This window comes from Frigoribacterium sp. Leaf164 (assembly GCF_001423665.1).
In the GTDB taxonomy this organism is placed as follows: domain Bacteria; phylum Actinomycetota; class Actinomycetes; order Actinomycetales; family Microbacteriaceae; genus Frigoribacterium; species Frigoribacterium endophyticum.
The window spans coordinates 60396-76542 of sequence record NZ_LMOX01000003.1; the positions used below are offsets into that span (position 1 = coordinate 60396).

General features: G+C 73.8%; 14 protein-coding genes. 6 read left to right on the forward strand and 8 right to left on the reverse strand.

The features are described 5' to 3' along the window. The first annotated feature begins 91 nt into the window (after positions 1-91). From ASF82_RS08305 to ASF82_RS16105, 3 genes are all read left to right on the forward strand, one after another. On the forward strand, positions 92-421 hold the full coding sequence (locus ASF82_RS08305) for a protealysin inhibitor emfourin (RefSeq protein WP_056056265.1): 330 nt from the start codon (positions 92-94) through the stop codon (positions 419-421). Next, the gene (locus tag ASF82_RS08310; protein ID WP_056056266.1) at positions 418-1023 is read left to right on the forward strand and encodes a hypothetical protein; all 606 of its coding nucleotides are present in this window, start codon (positions 418-420) and stop codon (positions 1021-1023) included. The genes ASF82_RS08305 and ASF82_RS08310 overlap by 4 nt, the downstream gene beginning before the upstream one ends. 188 nt (positions 1024-1211) lie before the next feature. After that, positions 1212-1490 (forward strand): DUF664 domain-containing protein, encoded by a 279-nt coding sequence (locus tag ASF82_RS16105; protein ID WP_056056268.1) that lies wholly within the window; start codon positions 1212-1214, stop codon positions 1488-1490. Here ASF82_RS16105 and ASF82_RS08320 read toward each other — a convergent pair. The 3 genes from ASF82_RS08320 to ASF82_RS08330 form a co-directional block, all read right to left on the reverse strand. Further along, positions 1487-3823 (reverse strand): UvrD-helicase domain-containing protein, encoded by a 2337-nt coding sequence (locus tag ASF82_RS08320; protein WP_056056270.1) that lies wholly within the window; start codon positions 3821-3823, stop codon positions 1487-1489. The genes ASF82_RS16105 and ASF82_RS08320 overlap by 4 nt on opposite strands. A gap of 133 nt (positions 3824-3956) precedes the next feature. Beyond that, positions 3957-4796 carry an aldo/keto reductase gene (locus tag ASF82_RS08325; protein WP_056056271.1) on the reverse strand — a complete coding sequence of 280 codons (840 nt, stop codon included), beginning with the start codon at positions 4794-4796 and terminating at the stop codon, positions 3957-3959. Next, positions 4796-5170 (reverse strand): FKBP-type peptidyl-prolyl cis-trans isomerase, encoded by a 375-nt coding sequence (locus ASF82_RS08330; protein WP_056056273.1) that lies wholly within the window; start codon positions 5168-5170, stop codon positions 4796-4798. Before ASF82_RS08330 ends, ASF82_RS08325 begins: the two co-directional genes overlap by 1 nt. 62 nt (positions 5171-5232) lie before the next feature. Between ASF82_RS08330 and ASF82_RS08335 the strand changes: the two genes are divergently transcribed. After that, positions 5233-6591 (forward strand): MFS transporter, encoded by a 1359-nt coding sequence (locus ASF82_RS08335; protein WP_082514495.1) that lies wholly within the window; start codon positions 5233-5235, stop codon positions 6589-6591. A gap of 42 nt (positions 6592-6633) precedes the next feature. On the opposite strand, the gene ASF82_RS08340 is transcribed toward ASF82_RS08335, so the two are convergent. After that, positions 6634-8028, reverse strand: a complete 1395-nt coding sequence (locus ASF82_RS08340; RefSeq protein ID WP_082514496.1) for a PrsW family intramembrane metalloprotease — start codon at positions 8026-8028, stop codon at positions 6634-6636. Positions 8029-8085: 57 nt separating this feature from the next. Here ASF82_RS08340 and ASF82_RS08345 point away from each other — a divergent pair, with 57 nt between their 5' ends. Then, positions 8086-9204 carry a YihY/virulence factor BrkB family protein gene (locus tag ASF82_RS08345; RefSeq protein WP_082514497.1) on the forward strand — a complete coding sequence of 373 codons (1119 nt, stop codon included), beginning with the start codon at positions 8086-8088 and terminating at the stop codon, positions 9202-9204. 16 nt (positions 9205-9220) lie between these two features. Here ASF82_RS08345 and ASF82_RS08350 read toward each other — a convergent pair whose 3' ends face one another. Beyond that, positions 9221-10867 carry an aspartate ammonia-lyase gene (locus ASF82_RS08350; protein WP_235491234.1) on the reverse strand — a complete coding sequence of 549 codons (1647 nt, stop codon included), beginning with the start codon at positions 10865-10867 and terminating at the stop codon, positions 9221-9223. A gap of 226 nt (positions 10868-11093) precedes the next feature. On the opposite strand from ASF82_RS08350, the gene ASF82_RS08355 reads away from it, so the two are divergent. Next, entirely contained in the window at positions 11094-12668 is a 1575-nt protein-coding gene (locus tag ASF82_RS08355) for an MFS transporter (protein ID WP_082514498.1), read from the forward strand. Positions 12669-12774: 106 nt separating this feature from the next. On the opposite strand, the gene ASF82_RS08360 is transcribed toward ASF82_RS08355, so the two are convergent. From ASF82_RS08360 to ASF82_RS08370, 3 genes are all read right to left on the reverse strand, one after another. Next, complete coding sequence (locus ASF82_RS08360; protein ID WP_056056277.1) at positions 12775-12984, reverse strand: hypothetical protein; 210 nt, start codon at positions 12982-12984, stop codon at positions 12775-12777. Further along, positions 12981-14273, reverse strand: coding sequence for an inorganic phosphate transporter (locus tag ASF82_RS08365; RefSeq protein WP_082514499.1), 1293 nt, complete (start codon positions 14271-14273; stop codon positions 12981-12983). The genes ASF82_RS08360 and ASF82_RS08365 overlap by 4 nt, the downstream gene beginning before the upstream one ends. Positions 14274-14392: 119 nt before the next feature. Beyond that, on the reverse strand, positions 14393-15961 hold the full coding sequence (locus ASF82_RS08370) for a carboxylesterase/lipase family protein (protein ID WP_056056279.1): 1569 nt from the start codon (positions 15959-15961) through the stop codon (positions 14393-14395). Positions 15962-16147: the final 186 nt, after the last annotated feature.

Sequence of the window (16147 nt, forward strand, 5' to 3'; positions counted from 1 at the left end):
GGCGGGCACGCTCCCCGGCGCCGGCGGGCGCCCTGCCGTTACCCTGCCCTCGCCCTGCTGGCCCCGGGGCACCCGGGGTAGCATCGCGGCCATGATCGTCACCGTGCAGCGCACCGGCGGCTTCGCGGGCCTCACGCGGTCGTGGCAGGTCGACGTCGAGGCCGAGCCCGACACCGAGTCGTGGCTCGTGCTCATCGACGGCCTCCCCTGGTCGTCGACGCCGTCGACCGCCGACGGCGCGCAGCCCGACCGCTTCGTCTGGGTGATCGTCGTCGAGGCCCAGCCCGTGCGCGAGGCGACGCTGCCCGAGCAGCAGCTCACCGGACCGTGGCGCGAGCTCGTCGACCGGGTGCGCACGGTCGGGTCGGCCGTCGCACCTCACGCCGACGCGACCTCCGCCACGGGCGCCGGGGAACGATGAGCCCTTCCCGGCGGGCCCTCCTCCCCCTCGTCGCCAGCGCGCTCGTCGTCGTCGGCGGCGGGGTCGGCGTCGCGGTGGCCCAGTCGTCGAACCCCGCACGCGTCGTCGGGGCCGAGACCGCCCCGCCGTGGCCGGTGCCCGACGTCGACGACCGGCCCGGGCGGGCTGAGCTCGCCGGCCTCGAGAACGTCTGGGGCCAGGACCTCGCCATGCACGTGCACAGCCACCTGTCGATCACCGTCGACGGCGAGCCGGTGACCGTGCCCGGCGACATCGGCCACGACTCGGGGACGAAGTTCGCGGCGCCGATCCACACGCACGACACGTCGGGGATCGTCCACGTCGAGTCGCCCCGCCGTGAGTCGTTCGTGCTCGGCCAGCTCTTCACGGAGTGGGGCGTGCACCTCGACCAGTCCGGCGTGGGCGACCTCGGGGGCGACGACGGGCGGACGCTCACCGTGTTCGTCGACGGGAGCCGGTACGGCGGCGACCCCGCGGGCATCCGGCTCAGCGACTTCGAGGACGTGGCGCTGGTGCTCGCGCCGGCGGGCGAGGCCGTCACCGCGCCTCCCGGGTTCACCTGGCCCGCCGACTACAACTGAGCCGGCCCCCTGCCCGACCCGACACGACGCCGACGGGGGCGACGGGGGCTGGTGCCGGGAGCCCCGACGGGGCACCCTGGGGGCCATGGACCAGAAGGAGACGCTGCAGCGCTACCTGTCACGCCAACGGGGCGACCTGCTCGGCAAGCTCGAGGGCCTCGGCGAGCACGACGCCCGTCGACGCGACGGTGCGCGAGCTCGACCTCGACTCCCCCGGCCTCGTGCCGTGGTGGTCGGCGGGTCGACAGGAGGTCACGCTGCACACGGTGCTCGTGCACCTCTGCGTCGAGACCGCCCGGCACACGGGGCACGCCGACCTCGCCCGTGAGCTCGTCGACGGTCGCCTCGGCTCCGGGCCGGGCGACCCGAACGTGCCCGACCGCGACGCGACGGGCTGGCGCGCCCACCACGACCGGGTCGCCGAGGCCGCCCGCCGGGCAGCCGGGCTCGAGCAGCCCCGGCGCTAGCCGACGACCGTGAGGCGCTGCGTCGGGCGGGTCATCGCGACGTAGAGGCTGGCGGCGCCGCGGGCCGACGAGGCCCGCACGCCCTCGGGGTCGACGATCACGACGGCGTCGAACTCGAGGCCCTTCGACGTCGCGGGGCTGAGCACCGAGATCGGCTTGGTCAGCGACGCTGTGCCGGGGGCGACCTGCCCCGGGAACAGCTCGACGAGCCGGTCGACGAGCGGGCCCACGAGGCCCTGCGGGGCGATGACCGCCAGCGTCCCGGAGTCGTCGACGGCCCGGTCGGCGGCGACCGCCTCGACGCCGGCGGCGACGAGGGCGTCACGACCCGCGACTCCCCCTGCTCCACCGGCCCCGACGGCGACCTCGCGCACGGGCCACCCGCTCGACCGGACGGAACGGCTGGGCGTGATGCGCAGCCCCGCCTCGATCGCCAGCCGCTCGGCGTGGTCGACGATCTGGCTCGGCGTGCGGTAGTTGACGGTGAGCTCCTCCAGGCGCCAGGGCGCCGAGGTGCCGGCGACCGACGAGCCCCGACGGCGACCGAGCAGGCTCTGCAGCGCGACGTCCCACGAGGAGGCCGCGGCAGGGCTCGACGCCTGGGCGATGTCGCCCACGACGGTGAACGAGCGCAGCGGGCAGCGTCGCGAGAGCAGGCGCCACTGCATCGGCGAGAGCTCCTGCGCCTCGTCGACGACGACGTGGCCGAAGGCCCAGGTGCGGTCGCCGGCGGCGCGCTCGGCGGTGGTCATCGACGCGGCGCGCTCGGCGAAGCCGCCCGCGATCTGCTCGGCCGAGACCATGCCCTCCACGCCCATGTTCTCGATGGCGCGCTCGGCGTTCTCGATGTCGCGCTTGCGCTGCTGCTTGCGGGCCAGCCTCTCGGGGTCGACGCCGGCCTGGAACTCGCCCAGCAGCTCGGCGGCCTCGTCGAGCAGCGGCACGTCGGAGATCGTGAACTCGGAGCCGCGGGGCCGCTGCAGCAGGGCACGCTGCCTCGGGCTCCAGCGCTGGGTGATCGTCGCGAGCCACTGCGGGCGCGCGTAGAGGTCCTCGATCAGCTTCTCGGCCGACAGGGGCAGCCACGCGGTGTTCAGCAGCACCTTGACGTCGTGGGTCTGGCGGATGTCCTCGCGCAGCACGGCCTCGTCGGACTCGTCGACGGTCGTGCCGTGGTCGCGCATCTGCGCCACGAGCTGGCGGGTCAGAGCCGAGAGAGCCGCCTTGTTGAAGGTCACGCGGCCGACGTTGTGCTGCTTGCCGCGCTCCTGCGCCTTGCGCATCGCCTCGGCGACGAGCTCGGGCTGCACGACGAGCCGCTCGCCGTTGACGTCGATCGTCGTCGGCTGCGTCGGTCGCACCTGCCGCGACCGCACCGCCCGGCGGATCAGGTCGGCCATCTCGGCCGAGCCCTTGAGGGCCGCGACCTCGGGCGCGTCGTCGGTCTGCGCCTCGACGCCCGGGTAGAGCCCGCCGAGGCTCGAGAGCACGACGCCGGTCTCGCCGAGCGACGGCAGCACCTGCTCGATGTAGCGGAGGAACGACCGCGACGGGCCGACGACGAGCACGCCCGACCCGCGCAGGCGGTCGCGGTGCGAGTACAGCAGGTACGCGGCGCGGTGGAGGGCCACCGCCGTCTTGCCGGTGCCGGGCCCGCCCTGGACGACGAGCACGCCGTCGAGGGGCGAGCGGATGATGACGTCCTGCTCGGCCTGGATGGTCGCGACGATGTCGGTCATGCGGCCGGTGCGCTGCGCGGTCAGCGCCGCCATCAGGGCGCCCTCGCCCTGCAGCTGCACGTCGTCGCGGTCGAGCAGCTCGGGGTCGAAGACCTCGTCCTCCAGGCGCGTGACGCGGCGACCGTCGAGGGTCAGGTGACGACGGGCCCGGGCACCCATCGGGGTCGCCGCCGTGGCCTGGTAGAACGCGCTGGCGCCGGGCACGCGCCAGTCGAGCAGGATCGGGTGGTGCTGCCCGTCACGGAGGCCGATGCGGCCGATGTAGCGGTAGCGCCCGCCCGTGCCGGGCATCGCCACGGCGTCGCCCTGGCCCAGCTCGTCCGGCTGCTCGAGCTCGAGGCGGCCGAAGGCGAGGCGCTCGTCGACGGCGCCGAGCTGCGCGATGGTGTCTTCGTAGAGGCGTGCGTAGGCGTCGCGCTCGCTGCGGCTCTGGTGGTTGCCGCCCACGGACTCGGCCCGGACGCGCTCGAGGCGCACGCGGGCGTCCTCCTTGAGCTCGTCGAGACGGGCGTAGAGCGTGCCCACGTAGGAGCGTTCGCGGTCGAGCTCGGATGATGTCACTGGCGGTCGCACCCCTCGGGAAAGTCGGCGCATCAGTCTACCGTCCACGCGACTCCCCCCGGCTCCACCCCCGGTGCCGCCGGGGCCGCGGGCGCCACGACGAGACCGCACCGGCCCGGTGCGGGTCGGTGCGGTCTCGGGGTCGTGCCGGAGGCGCGGTGAGGGCCTAGAACTCCTCGTGCGTCTCCGGGTCGCCGTCCCACAGCCGGCCGCGCTCGAGGCCGCTGATCGCGACGACCTCGGCCTCGGTGAGCTCGAAGTCGAAGACGTCGAGGTTCTCGCGCTGCCGGCCGGGGTCGGCCGACTTCGGCACCGGCACGGCGCCCAGCTGGACGTGCCAGCGGAGGACGACCTGCGTGGGCGTCTTCCCGTGGGCACGGGCGATCTCGGTGACCACCGACTCCGTCAGGAGCTCGCTCTGCTTGGCGAGCGGGCTCCAGCTCTCGGTGACGATGCCCATCCGCTCGTGCACCGCGCGGAGCTCGGCCTGCGGGAAGTACGGGTGCAGCTCGACCTGGTTGACGACGGGCACGACGCCCGTCTCGTCGGCGAGGCGCTGCAGGTGGGCCTCGGTGAAGTTCGAGACGCCGACGGAGCGGACGAGGCCGTCCTCCTGCAGCCTCACGAAGGCGCGGAACGCGTCGACGTACTTGTCGACCCGGGGCAGCGGCCAGTGGATCAGGTAGAGGTCGACGACGTCGACGCCGAGCGTCGCCCGGCTCTCCTCGAAGCTGGCCAGGGCCTCCTCGTAGCCGTGGTGGCGGCCGGGCAGCTTGGTCGTGACGACGAGCTCGTCACGGGGCACGTCGACGCGGCGGATCGCCTCGCCGACGGCGCCCTCGTTGCCGTAGTTGAGGGCGGTGTCGAGGAGGCGGTAGCCCGACTCGATCGCGCCGGCGACCTGCGCCGCGCCCTCGTCGCCGTCCATGCCGTAGGTGCCGAGCCCCAGCGCGGGGATCGTGTGCCCGTCGGCCAGGCCGACCGACGGGGCGGGACGCAGGGCCATCAGCTGACGCCGAGGAGGTCGATGACGAAGATCAGGGTCTTGCCCGAGAGCGGGTGGCCGCTGCCGGCGGGGCCGTAGGCCAGCTGCGGCGGGACGACGAGCTGGCGGCGGCCGCCGACCTTCATGCCGGGGATGCCCTCCTGCCAGCCCTGGACGAGCGCGGCGAGGGGGAAGTTCACGGACTCGCCGCGGCTCCAGGAGGAGTCGAACTCCTCGCCGGAGTCGAACTCGACGCCGAGGTAGTGGACGTCGACGGTCGAGCCGCGCTGGGCCTCGGCGCCGTCGCCGACGGTGATGTCGCTGATCTCGAGGTCGGCGGGGGCCGGGCCGGTGGGGGCGTCGATCTCGGGCTTGGTCTGGGGGTCGTGTGTCATGCCTCCCATCCAAGCACCCGACCCCGGCACCACGGTGCGCGCGCGTGGACGATGATGGAGGCTTGTCCACTCCAGACCCCGCCCCCGAGACCGCGCCGTCCGAGGGCGCCCCGAAGGCCGCCGAGGCGCGCCGGCCGCTCTTCGTCGACACGACCCCGCTCCGGGCGAGCCCCGCCTTCGCACGGCTGTTCGTCGGCAACACGATCAGCGGCATCGGCACGCAGCTCACCCTCGTGGCCGTCGGGCTCGAGGTCTACGAGATCACGCGCTCGACGTTCTCCGTCGCCCTCGTGGGCGTCGTCTCGCTGGTGCCGATGATCCTCGCCGGCCTCTACGGCGGCATGCTCGCGGACGCCTTCGACCGCCGCAAGGTCGCGCTCGTCGCGGCCGTCTTCGCCTGGCTCTCGACCGGGGCGATCGCCCTGCACGCCTGGCTCGGCCTCCGCGAGGTGGTGCTGCTCTACGCCCTGACCTGCGTCAACGCGGTCGCGGGCACGATGATCGCGACCTCCCGGGCCTCGATCATCCCGCGCCTCCTGCCGGTCTCGCTGCTGCCCGCCGCCTCCGCCCTCAGCGGGATCGGCACGGGCCTGATGCTGACGGTCGGCCCGGCGCTCGCGGGGATCCTCGTCGCCGGCGTCGGCTTCCCGCTGACGTACACGGTCGACGTCGTCCTGTTCAGCACCGCCTTCCTCGGCATCGTCACCCTGCCGCCGATCCGGCCCGAGGGCGAGACGCAGCGGCCGGGGCTCTCGTCGCTGATGGTGGGCCTGCGCTTCCTCCGCCGCTCCCCCAACATCCGCACCACGTTCGTGCTCGACATCGTCGCGATGACCTTCGGCCAGCCGCGCGTGCTCTTCCCCGTCGTCGGGGCCGTGGTGATCGGAGGAGGCGCGGTGACGGTCGGCGTCCTCACCGCCTCGTACGCCGTCGGGGCGCTGCTGAGCAGCGTGTTCAGCGGCCGCCTCGGCCACGTTCGCCTCCAGGGGCGCGCCGTGCAGCGGGCCATCGCGGTCTACGGCGGGTTCGTGCTCGCCTTCGGCCTCGTGCTGCTGCTCGCCCCCGGCCACGGGTCGGGCGGCCTGACCGAGGGCCTGGCCGAGGCCGACCTGCTGCCGCTCGCGGCGGCGGCGCTGGCGCTGGCCGGCGCGGGGGCGGCCGACAACGTCAGCTCGATCTTCCGCTCGACCATCCTCCAGGCCGCCGCGCCCGACTCCATGCGGGGGCGGCTGCAGGGCATCTTCATCGTCGTGGTGACCGGCGGGCCCCGGGTCGGCGACCTCTTCGTCGGGCTCGTCGCCGTGGCCGGCGTCGCCTGGCCGCCGCTGCTCGGCGGCGCCCTGATCGTGGTGCTGATGGTCGTCGCGGCCCGGCTCACGCCCTCGTTCGGCCGCTACGACGCCGCGCACCCGACGCCGTAGCACCCGACGCCGTGGCGGCCACCACCGTGACCGCCCCGCCCCTCACCAGTGCGGCGGCGGGACCGGCCGACCCCAGGGGTCGGTCTGCGGCGCCGCGCCACCGGACTGACCGCCCTGCCAGTACGAGCCCTGCCCAACGGCGGGCGGAGCGCCCCAGCCGGCCTGCGTCGGCGGCAGCTCGGGCCGTGGGGCGTGGCCCACGAAGGCGGCGGTCGGCGCCTGCAGGGCCGCCCGGCTGCGGGCGAGGGCCGTCAGCAGCTCGCCCTCGTCGCGCTGCGCCGACGGGTCGCCGCCACGGCTGCCCTTGACCATCCGCTGCCGGGTGAACGCGAGGCGCGTGGCGTCGGAGACGAAGCGCTTCATGGCCGGCCCCACCCCCGCCGCCGCCGCCCAGCGGCGGGCCCGTCGACGACCGGCCGAGGTCGAGAGCATCGCGACCTCGTCGGCGCTGAACCAGCCCACGGCCGCGTACTCCGCGAGACGGGCGTGCGTCACGCGCCGCTCGTTGCGGCGCAGGAAGACCACGAGGCCGATCATCGCCAGGAAGATCGGCACCTGCACGAGCAGGTAGTAGACGAAGAAGGAGTCGCCCACCACGACGAGCGCGCCGTTCCAGAGCGCGTGCAGCAGCACCGCGGGCACGAGCCCGAGGAAGAAGAAGCCGATCGCGCCGTAGGGGCCCGTCCGCCGGGCCGCGTAGCCGAGCGCGATGCCCGTGCACGCGGTGTACATGACGTGGGCGAACGGCGACATCAGGGCCCGCACGACGAAGACGAAGACCAGCCCCTGGCTGCCGCTGAACAGGTCGTCGGTCACCTGCACCGCGAAGTACTGGATGTTCTCGACGAACGCGAACCCGGCCGCCACGGTCGCGGCGTAGACGATGCCGTCGACCGGCCCGTCGAAGTGGCGGCGGAAGATCCACAGCACGAGCAGCACGCCGAAGCCCTTGGCGGCCTCCTCGACGATCGGCGCCTGGACGACCGCGCCGAGCACCTCGGAGCCGCTCGAGGCGCCGATGCCGACCAGCGACTGCACGGAGCCGACCACGAGGTCGACGATCAGGGCCGTGCCCACCGACACCGCGCCTCCCCACAGGAAGGCGAAGAGCAGGGCGACGCGGGGCTCGGGCTCCCAGCGGTCGACGAGCCAGATGCCGGTCAGCACGATCGCGAGCGGCACGAAGGCGAGCACGCTCGCCGCGACGATGACGGCCGGCTGCAGGAAGAGCAGGAAGTAGACGACCACGGCGAGCGCGAAGACGCCGATGACGGTGAAGCCGACCGCGAGCGAGACGGTGCTCGCCACGCGGCGTCGCGGGGGCGCCTGGGTGAAGACGGGCTGCACGGGGTACCAGACCGGGTCGGGGTTCGAGACCACGGGGCGCTGGGGGTCGTGGGGCCAGGGCTGCTGCCCACGAGGGTCGGTCCAGGTCATGGCACGACCCTACGCACCCGGCACGGGGAGGGCGCGCCGCGACGGTACCCTCGGGGGATGCCGTCGACGAGGTCCCTGCCGGAGAACCCGTCGCTCACCCGCTACGTCGTCATGCGGGTCTGGCACGACTTCCTGCGGCACCGCACGATCGACGCCGCCGCGGCCCTCACCTTCTTCTCGACGCTGTCGATCCTGCCGACCGCCCTGGCGCTCGTCTCCGGCGTCGCGCTCTTCCAGGAGGGCGAGGAGGCGGTGGACGAGATCTTGGGGGTCGCCCGCTACGTGCTCACCCCGTCGGCGGTCGACACCCTCCGGGGCCCGCTGGAGCAGATGCTCAGCCTCTCGAACCCCGGCGTCGCGTTCGGCATCGGGCTGTGGCTGACCCTGTGGTCGCTCTCGTCGTACACGACCGCGTTCGGCCGGGCGATGAACACCGCCTACGACGTCGAGGAGGGGCGCCGGATCTGGAAGTTCCGGGGCCACATGATGATCGTCACGCTCGTGCTGATGGTGTCGTTCGCCGTCATCGCGACCATCCTGCTCGTCACGCCGACGCTCGCCCGCGGCATCGGCGACGCCGTCGGGTTCGGGGAGCCGTTCCTCACCCTCTGGAACGTGCTGAAGTGGCCGGTGCTCGTCGCGCTGGCGGTCTTCGCGGTGGCGATGCTCTACTACTTCACCCCCAACGTGCGCCCTCCCCGCCTCCGCTGGGTGTCGTACGGCGCCATGTTCGCCCTCGGCATCTGGGCGGTCTGCACCGTCGGGTTCGCCCTCTACGTGACGACCTTCTCGAACTACGACCGCTTCTACGGCTGGCTCGGCATGGTCATCGTCGTGCTGCTCTACTCGTACATCAGCAACTTCGTGCTCGTCATCGGCGGCGAGCTCGACAGCGAGGTGCTGCGGCTGCGGCAGCTGCGCCGCGGCCTGCAGGCCGAGGAGGTCATCCCCCTGCCGATGCGCGACACCGCCCGCAACCACATCCTCGCCCGCAACTCGGCGTGGGACGTCAGGGTCGGGCGCGCCATCCGCGAGCGGTCGCTCCGCGAGAACGGCGGCGTGCTCGACGCGGACGAGCTGCGGCACCTGCAGCTGCGCGGCGGGCGCCTGATCGGCGAGGGGACCCTCCGCCGCGCCTTCGGGCACGAGGACGAGCCCGAGGTCGAGACGGACTGAGGCCGGCGCCCTCGCGTCAGCCCGCGGTCTCGTCGCCGGGGTTGCGGGCACCCGACTCGGCGGCGGCGCGCGTGACGGCCTCGACCGGGTCGGCGTCGACGTCGATGACCGGGATCGCGCTCGTGACCGCCTCGAGGCCCGACAGCCGCGCCGGAGAGAGCACCTTGCGGACCTGCTCCTCGCTCATCAGCCCGGCCGCGACGACGAGCGTCGAGATCGAGGCGTTCGTCGTGAGGGCCGTGTGCGCGATCGAGGCCGCCGCCGAGTAGCCGATGTAGGGCGTCAGCGCCGTCACGCTGCCCACGTTGGTGTCGACCTGCTGGCTGAGGCGGGCGCGGTTCGCTTCGATGCCGTCGACGCAGTTGACCCGGAGGGTGCGGCAGGCCGCGGTCATCCACTGGAGGCTCTGCATCACGGAGTGCGCGATGACCGGCTCGAAGGCGTTGAGCTGGAGCTGCCCCGCCTCGGCGGCCATCGTGACGGTGACGTCGGCCCCGGCCACGGAGAAGGCCACCTGGTTGACGACCTCGGGGATGACGGGGTTGACCTTGCCCGGCATGATCGACGACCCGGCCTGGCGCGGCGGCAGCGTGATCTCGCCGATGCCGGCCTGCGGGCCCGACGAGAGGAGGCGGAGGTCGTTGCAGATCTTCGAGAGCTTGATCGCGCTGCGCTTGAGCGCCCCGCTGAGGGTCATGAACACGCCGGTGTCGCTCGTCGCCTCGATGAGATCGGGCGCCGTGACGAGCTCCATGCCGCTGAGCTCGCCGAGGTGGCGGCGCACGGCCTCGGCGTAGAGCGGGTCGGCGGTGATGCCCGTGCCGATCGCGGTGGCGCCGAGGTTGATCTCGCCGAGCAGCGGCACGACGTCGCGCAGCCGCTGCACGTCCTCGCCGAGGGTGTGCGCGAAGCCGACGAACTCCTGCCCGAGCGTCATCGGCACGGCGTCCTGCAGCTGGGTGCGGCCCACCTTGAGCACGTCGTGGAACTCGGCGCCCTTCGTGGCGAAGGCCGTCGCGAGCAGGTCGAGCTCGTCGAGCAGGCGGCGCAGCGTGAGCACCATGCCGATCTTGACCGAGGTCGGGTACGTGTCGTTCGTGCTCTGGCTGCGGTTGACGTCGTCGATCGGGTGCAGGTGCTCGTACTCGCCCTTGCCGTGGCCGAGGAGCTCGAGGGCGCGGTTCGCGATCACCTCGTTGCTGTTCATGTTCGTGCTCGTGCCCGCGCCTCCCTGGATGACCCCGACCGCGAACTGGTCGTGGAGCGCCCCGCCGCGGATCTCGACGCAGGCCCGCTCGATCGCCTCGGCCTTGCGGGGGTCGAGCACGCCGATCTCGACGTTCGCCCGCGCGGCCGCCTGCTTGACGAGGGCGAGGGCGACGACGAGGTCGGGGTAGACCGAGATCGGCCGCATGCTGATCGGGAAGTTCTCGAGGGCCCGGGCGGTGTGGATGCCCCAGTATGCGTCGGCGGGGACCTCGCGGCTGCCGAGCGAGTCGCTCTCGACCCGGGTGGCGGCCCGGGCCGCGCGGCGCGTGCGCCCGGCGGCCGCGGCGCCGGTCGCGGGCCCGGCCTCGTGCTCGGGCCCGGGCTGGGGCGCGCCCTGGAGCAGCGGCGGAGCCGCGTCGGGAGCGTCGAGGGGGGTCAGGTCGTCAGTCGTCACGGTCGTCGTGCCTCCGTCGTCGTGCGCCCCGCGGCCTCGTGAGCTGCGGTGGTCGGCCCTGCCGAGCCTAGCGAGACGAGGAGGCGCGGGTCGGGACTCCGGGCGATGATCGACAGCTGTCGGTCACCTCCCGAACTCGTGGGAAGCTTCTCGGGCCGGCGAACGTTGCAGTGCCTGCACCTCGACCCGCTCCACCGCCGCCTCCGGGCCCCTGCCGAGAAGACAGATGACGCTGACCCACGACGACGCCCAGCCGGGCGACCCCACCCCCGCAGCCCGCTCCCGCTCGGCCTCGCAGGCCGACGCGACCACCGCCTCCCCCGGGCCCTCCGCGGAGCCGGGCGACCGGCGCCGCGCCCGGGAGCGCGCCCGGCTGACGCGCACCCGCGACCCCCGCGTCGTGATCGCCGTGCTCGCCTTCTCGGGCATGGTGGCGGCGCTCATGCAGATGCTCGTCATCCCGATCGTGCCGTCGTTCCCGGAGCTGCTCGACGCCGACCCGGCCGACACCACCTGGATCATCACGGCCACCCTGCTCGCCGGGGCCGTCGTGACGCCGATCGCGGGTCGCCTCGGCGACCTCTACGGCAAGCGCCGCATCGTGCTCGTGCTCGTCGTCGTCATGGTGCTCGGGTCGGTCGTGGCCGCCACGACCTCCGAGCTGGTGCCGCTGATCGTCGGCCGTGCCCTGCAGGGCACGGCGCTCGGCATCATCCCGCTCGCCATCAGCATCCTCCGCGACACGCTGCCGGCCGAGCGCCTCGGCGGCGCCGTCGCGCTCGTCAGCGCGACGCTCGGCTTCGGCGGCGCGATCGGCCTGCCGCTCAGCGCGTACATCTCGGTCACCTTCGACTGGCACGTGCTGTTCTGGACGGCCGCCGCGCTCGGCGTCGTGGTCTTCGCCCTCGTGGCGACTCTCGTGCCCGTCAGCACCCTCAAGACCCCCGGGCGGTTCGACCTCCCCGGGGCGATCGGCCTCGCCGTGGGCCTCACGGGCCTGCTGCTCGCCGTCTCGAAGGGCAACGACTGGGGCTGGGCGAGCACCTCCACGCTCGTCTCCGGCCTCGCGGGCCTCGTCGTGCTCGTGGCGTGGGGCGCCTACCAGCTGCGCGTCGCGAGCCCCCTCGTCGACCTCCGCGTCGCCGTCCGGCCCGCCGTGCTGCTCACCAACCTGGCGTCGGTCGCCCTCGGCTTCGCGCTCTTCGGCAGCAACGTCTCGCTGCCGCAGCTGCTCGAGCTGCCCGCCGAGACCGGGGTCGGCCTCGGCCAGACCGTCATGGTCGCCTCGCTCTGCCTCGCCCCCTCGGGCGTCGTGATGATGTTCATGGCCCCGGTGGCCGCCCGCGCCACCGCCCGCTTCGGCGCCCGGCTCTGCCTCGTCGTCGGCGGCGCCGTCATCGTCGTGAGCTACGCGGTCGCGGCCCTCGCCTTCCGCGAGGTGTGGCAGATCGTGCTCGTCTCGGTGCTGATCGGCTTCGGCATCGGGCTCGCCTACGCGGCCATGCCGACGCTCATCATGCACGCGGTGCCCGCGACCGAGACCGCCGCGGCGAACGGCCTCAACACCCTCATGCGGTCGCTCGGCACCACGAGCGCCTCGGCCGTCGTCGGCCTGCTGCTCACCGCGAACTCCGTGCCGTTCGGCGACGCGTCCGTGCCGACCGAGGCCGGCTTCCGCCTCACCTTCGTGCTCGGCGGAGCGGTCGCCCTGGTCAGCGTGCTGCTGGCCCTGGCCATCCCGCGGCGCGAGCCGGAGTACGAGCACGTGGCGCTGCCGACCGGGCCGGTGCGCACGAGCTGACCCGCGCCTCCCGCACCACCGAGAGGGCCCCGACGTCGTCGACGTCGGGGCCCTCTCGCGCTGCCACCGCCGCGGGGAGGCGGGGCGGCGGATGAGCGGTGCGGCGTCAGCCGTGCAGGCCGGGGACGATCAGGTAGATGCCGTAGAGCACCCCGAGCGCGCAGACCACGAAGCACGCGTAGCCGGCCGCCGCGCGCGCGGTGCTGCGGCCCTCGAGCGTCACGAGCCGCAGGCCCAGCGAGTACAGGCTGACGAGCGCGGCCGCCGAGAACAGCGAGACGAGCGCGACGACGACGAACGCGGACCAGTCGATCATCGGTTCTCCTCCTTGTCGGGGCGGGGGCCGCCCGAGAGCGTGCCGCGCGGGGCGACGGTCGGGGCCGCCTCGTCGAGGCGCACGAACGGGGCCTCGACGCCGGAGGCCGGCGTGTCGACGCGGCCCTTCTTCTCGAGCCGACGGGCCCGGCGGCGCGAGAGCACGCTCGTCGCGGCGACGTCGACCTCCATCGCGGCGCCCTGCTCGTGCGGGCGTCGCCGCGACAGCAGGAAGATGCCGCCGATCACGACGACGCCCACCACGGCGTCGACGACGAGGCCGGGCGTGCCGAGCGTCGCGATCAGGGCGGCGACGGCGCCGACGGCGGCCGAGGCGGGGAGGGTGATGAACCAGGCGGCGACGATCTTGCCGGCGGTGCTCCACTGGATCTTCGAGCCGCGGCGCCCGAGGCCCGCGCCGATGATCGAGCCGCTGGCGACCTGCGTCGTCGACAGCGCGAAGCCGAGGTGGCTCGAGGCGAGCACCGTGGCCGTCGTCGACGCCTCGGCCGCGAAGCCCTGGGTCGGCTTGACCTCGGTGAGCCCGCCGCCCATGGTCTGGATGATGCGCCAGCCGCCGGTGTAGGTGCCGAGCGCGATCGCGAAGGCGCAGACCACGACGACCCAGAGCGGCGGTCCGCTGCCGGCGCCGAGGGCGCCCGAGGCGATCAGCGTCAGGGTGATGACGCCCATCGTCTTCTGGGCGTCGTTGGTGCCGTGCGCGAGGGCGACGAGCGACGAGGTGAAGATCTGGCCGTAGCGGAAGCCCCCGCGCTCGCTCTTGTCGTCGCGGCGGCGCGTGATCGTGTAGGCCAGGCGGGTCGCGGTGTAGCCGACGAGGCCGGCGATCAGCGGCGCGAGGAGCGCCGGCAGCACGACCTTCGAGAGCACGACCGAGAAGTCGACCGAGCTCACGCCCGCCCCGACGACCGCGGCGCCGATGAGGCCGCCGAAGAGCGCGTGCGACGAGCTGGAGGGCAGGCCCCGCAGCCAGGTGATCATGTTCCAGACGACGGCGCCGATCAGGCCCGCGAAGATCATCTCGGGAGAGATCTGCACGCCTCCGTCGCCCTCGCGGATGATGCCGCCCGACACGGTCTTGGCGACCTCGGTGCTGAGGAAGGCGCCGACGAGGTTGAGCACCGCCGCCACCGTGACCGCGACCTTGGGCTTCATCGCCCCCGTCGCGATCGGGGTCGCCATGGCGTTCGCCGTGTCGTGGAAGCCGTTGGTGAAGTCGAAGAACAGGGCCAGGGCGATGACCAGGACGACGATGAGCGTGAGATCCACCGGGGAACTCTCGCAGCATGGTGAACGCCGGTCAACTCGGAGGTGGACGGCGGGGTACAGGCAGGTGGACGACAAGTGTCCGCGCGCCGTCCGCAGGGCAGCCTGGGCCGCCCACCCGCTCAGATGTGCGGCACGAACGCCTGCCAGGCCCGACGGCGCTCGCCCCGGGGGTCGTGCTCGACGCGGTCGCGCGCGTCGATGATCAGGGTGCGCCGTCGGAAGGGGTCGTACGGGGGCCAGCCGTCGACCTCGCCCGTCCGCACGAACTCGATCCAGCGGGCGCGCATCCGCGCCGCCGTCCGCAGGAAGGCCCGGCGCCCGCCGAGGGCGCTCATCGCCCAGCCGAACGCCGAGTCCATCCGGTCGTGCAGGGCCATCAGCTCGAGCCCGTGGAAGGCGTCGACGCCCGCGACGGCGAGCATGCGCGGGGCGGCGTCGAACCGGTAGAAGTACACGGGCTGGTGCACGGCGTGCCGCTCGGCGACCTTGACGGTCGGGAACCAGAACGCGAAGTCGCCCCCGAAGTCGAGGGCGGCCCGGCGGTCGGCGGGCAGGCCGGGGTACTGCCGCTTGATCGCCTTCCGGCTCTTCTTCTCGGTGGCGGCGAAGATCGCGCGGATGCGCGGCTTGGTGGTCGCGAGGATGTCGCGACGCCCCGTGAAGACCGAGCCCTCGCGGTCGTTGGTGCCGATGATCAACGGGACGGGGTGCGCACGGCCCGCCTTGAAGGCGTCGAGCGGTCGCTCGGGCAGGAAGTCGCCGTCGATGACGGGGCTGAGGCTGATGGTGCCGGGCTGCTCGTCGGGAGTCCGCAGCTGCAGCTCGGCCGAGGCCCGCACGACCGCCGCGACGGGCGCCTCCGCCAGCATCCGCCCGGCGTCCTCGACGGAGGTCGACTCGAGGTCGTCGTCGCTGACCTGGTGCGTCAGCAGCTCCAGGAACTCCCCCGCCCAGCGGCGCGTGACGTCGGGCGGGTAGAGCGCGTTCGTCGGCGAGCTCTGGGCGATGGCGCGGTGGAACAGCCCCCGCGCTGCCGGGACGGTCATCAGGGTGGTCACCGCGTTGCCGCCCGAGCTCTCGCCGGAGAGCGTCACGGCGCCCGGGTCGCCGCCGAACGCGCGGACCTCGTCGCGGACCCACTCGAGCGCGGCCACCTGGTCGCGGAGGCCGAGGTTCGACTCCAGCGGCCGCTCGGGCGTCGACCAGGCCGTGAAGTCGAGGTAGCCGAAGGCGCCCAGCCGGTAGTTGAAGCTCACGTAGACGATGCCGCCCTCGCGGACGAGCGCCTCCCCGTGCCGCGGGTGCTCCCGCGAGGAGCCGACGCTGTAGGCGCCTCCGTGCACGTAGACGAGCACCGGCAGGTCGTCGCCCGGGCGGGAGCCCTCGGGGGCGACGACGTTGATCGTCAGGCAGTCCTCGTCGGTCGGCGTCGTGGCGTCGACGCCGACGAACTGGCCGCGGTCCTGCGGGGCGGCCGGCCCGAAGTGCGCGGCGTCGCGGACGCCCCGCCAGGGCTGCGCGGGCGCGGGCGCCCGGAAGCGCCGCGGGCCGGTGGGAGGCGCGGCGAAGGGCATCCCCCGCCACGCGACGACGCCGCGCTCGTGCACGCCGCGCACCCGGCCGTGCGTCGTGTCGCGCAGCAGGTCGGCGGCCTCGACGGCGGGGGCGGGTCGGGCGGCACGGGTCATCCCCCGACCCTACGACCCGCGGGCGCCGGGGCGCTGCCGCCCGGGCGACGCCCGTCGTTCATCCGGCCGCCTCCCGCCGGTCGCCTGCGAGACTGGGTGCAGACCGTGCACCGAGCCGCGTCGAGCCGACCGGCTGGCGCCGCCGCACGCACCACCGCACCGCACCGCACCGCACCGCACCGCACC

Coding starts and splice junctions, on each gene's coding strand:
- ASF82_RS08305 (WP_056056265.1), top strand. CDS start 92: ATGATCGTCACCGTGCAGCGCACCGGCGGCTTCGCGGGCCTCACGCGG.
- ASF82_RS08310 (WP_056056266.1), top strand. CDS start 418: ATGAGCCCTTCCCGGCGGGCCCTCCTCCCCCTCGTCGCCAGCGCGCTC.
- ASF82_RS08320 (WP_056056270.1), bottom strand. CDS start 3,823: ATGCGCCGACTTTCCCGAGGGGTGCGACCGCCAGTGACATCATCCGAG.
- ASF82_RS08325 (WP_056056271.1), bottom strand. CDS start 4,796: ATGGCCCTGCGTCCCGCCCCGTCGGTCGGCCTGGCCGACGGGCACACG.
- ASF82_RS08330 (WP_056056273.1), bottom strand. CDS start 5,170: ATGACACACGACCCCCAGACCAAGCCCGAGATCGACGCCCCCACCGGC.
- ASF82_RS08340 (WP_082514496.1), bottom strand. CDS start 8,028: ATGACCTGGACCGACCCTCGTGGGCAGCAGCCCTGGCCCCACGACCCC.
- ASF82_RS08345 (WP_082514497.1), top strand. CDS start 8,086: ATGCCGTCGACGAGGTCCCTGCCGGAGAACCCGTCGCTCACCCGCTAC.
- ASF82_RS08355 (WP_082514498.1), top strand. CDS start 11,094: ATGACGCTGACCCACGACGACGCCCAGCCGGGCGACCCCACCCCCGCA.
- ASF82_RS08360 (WP_056056277.1), bottom strand. CDS start 12,984: ATGATCGACTGGTCCGCGTTCGTCGTCGTCGCGCTCGTCTCGCTGTTC.
- ASF82_RS08370 (WP_056056279.1), bottom strand. CDS start 15,961: ATGACCCGTGCCGCCCGACCCGCCCCCGCCGTCGAGGCCGCCGACCTG.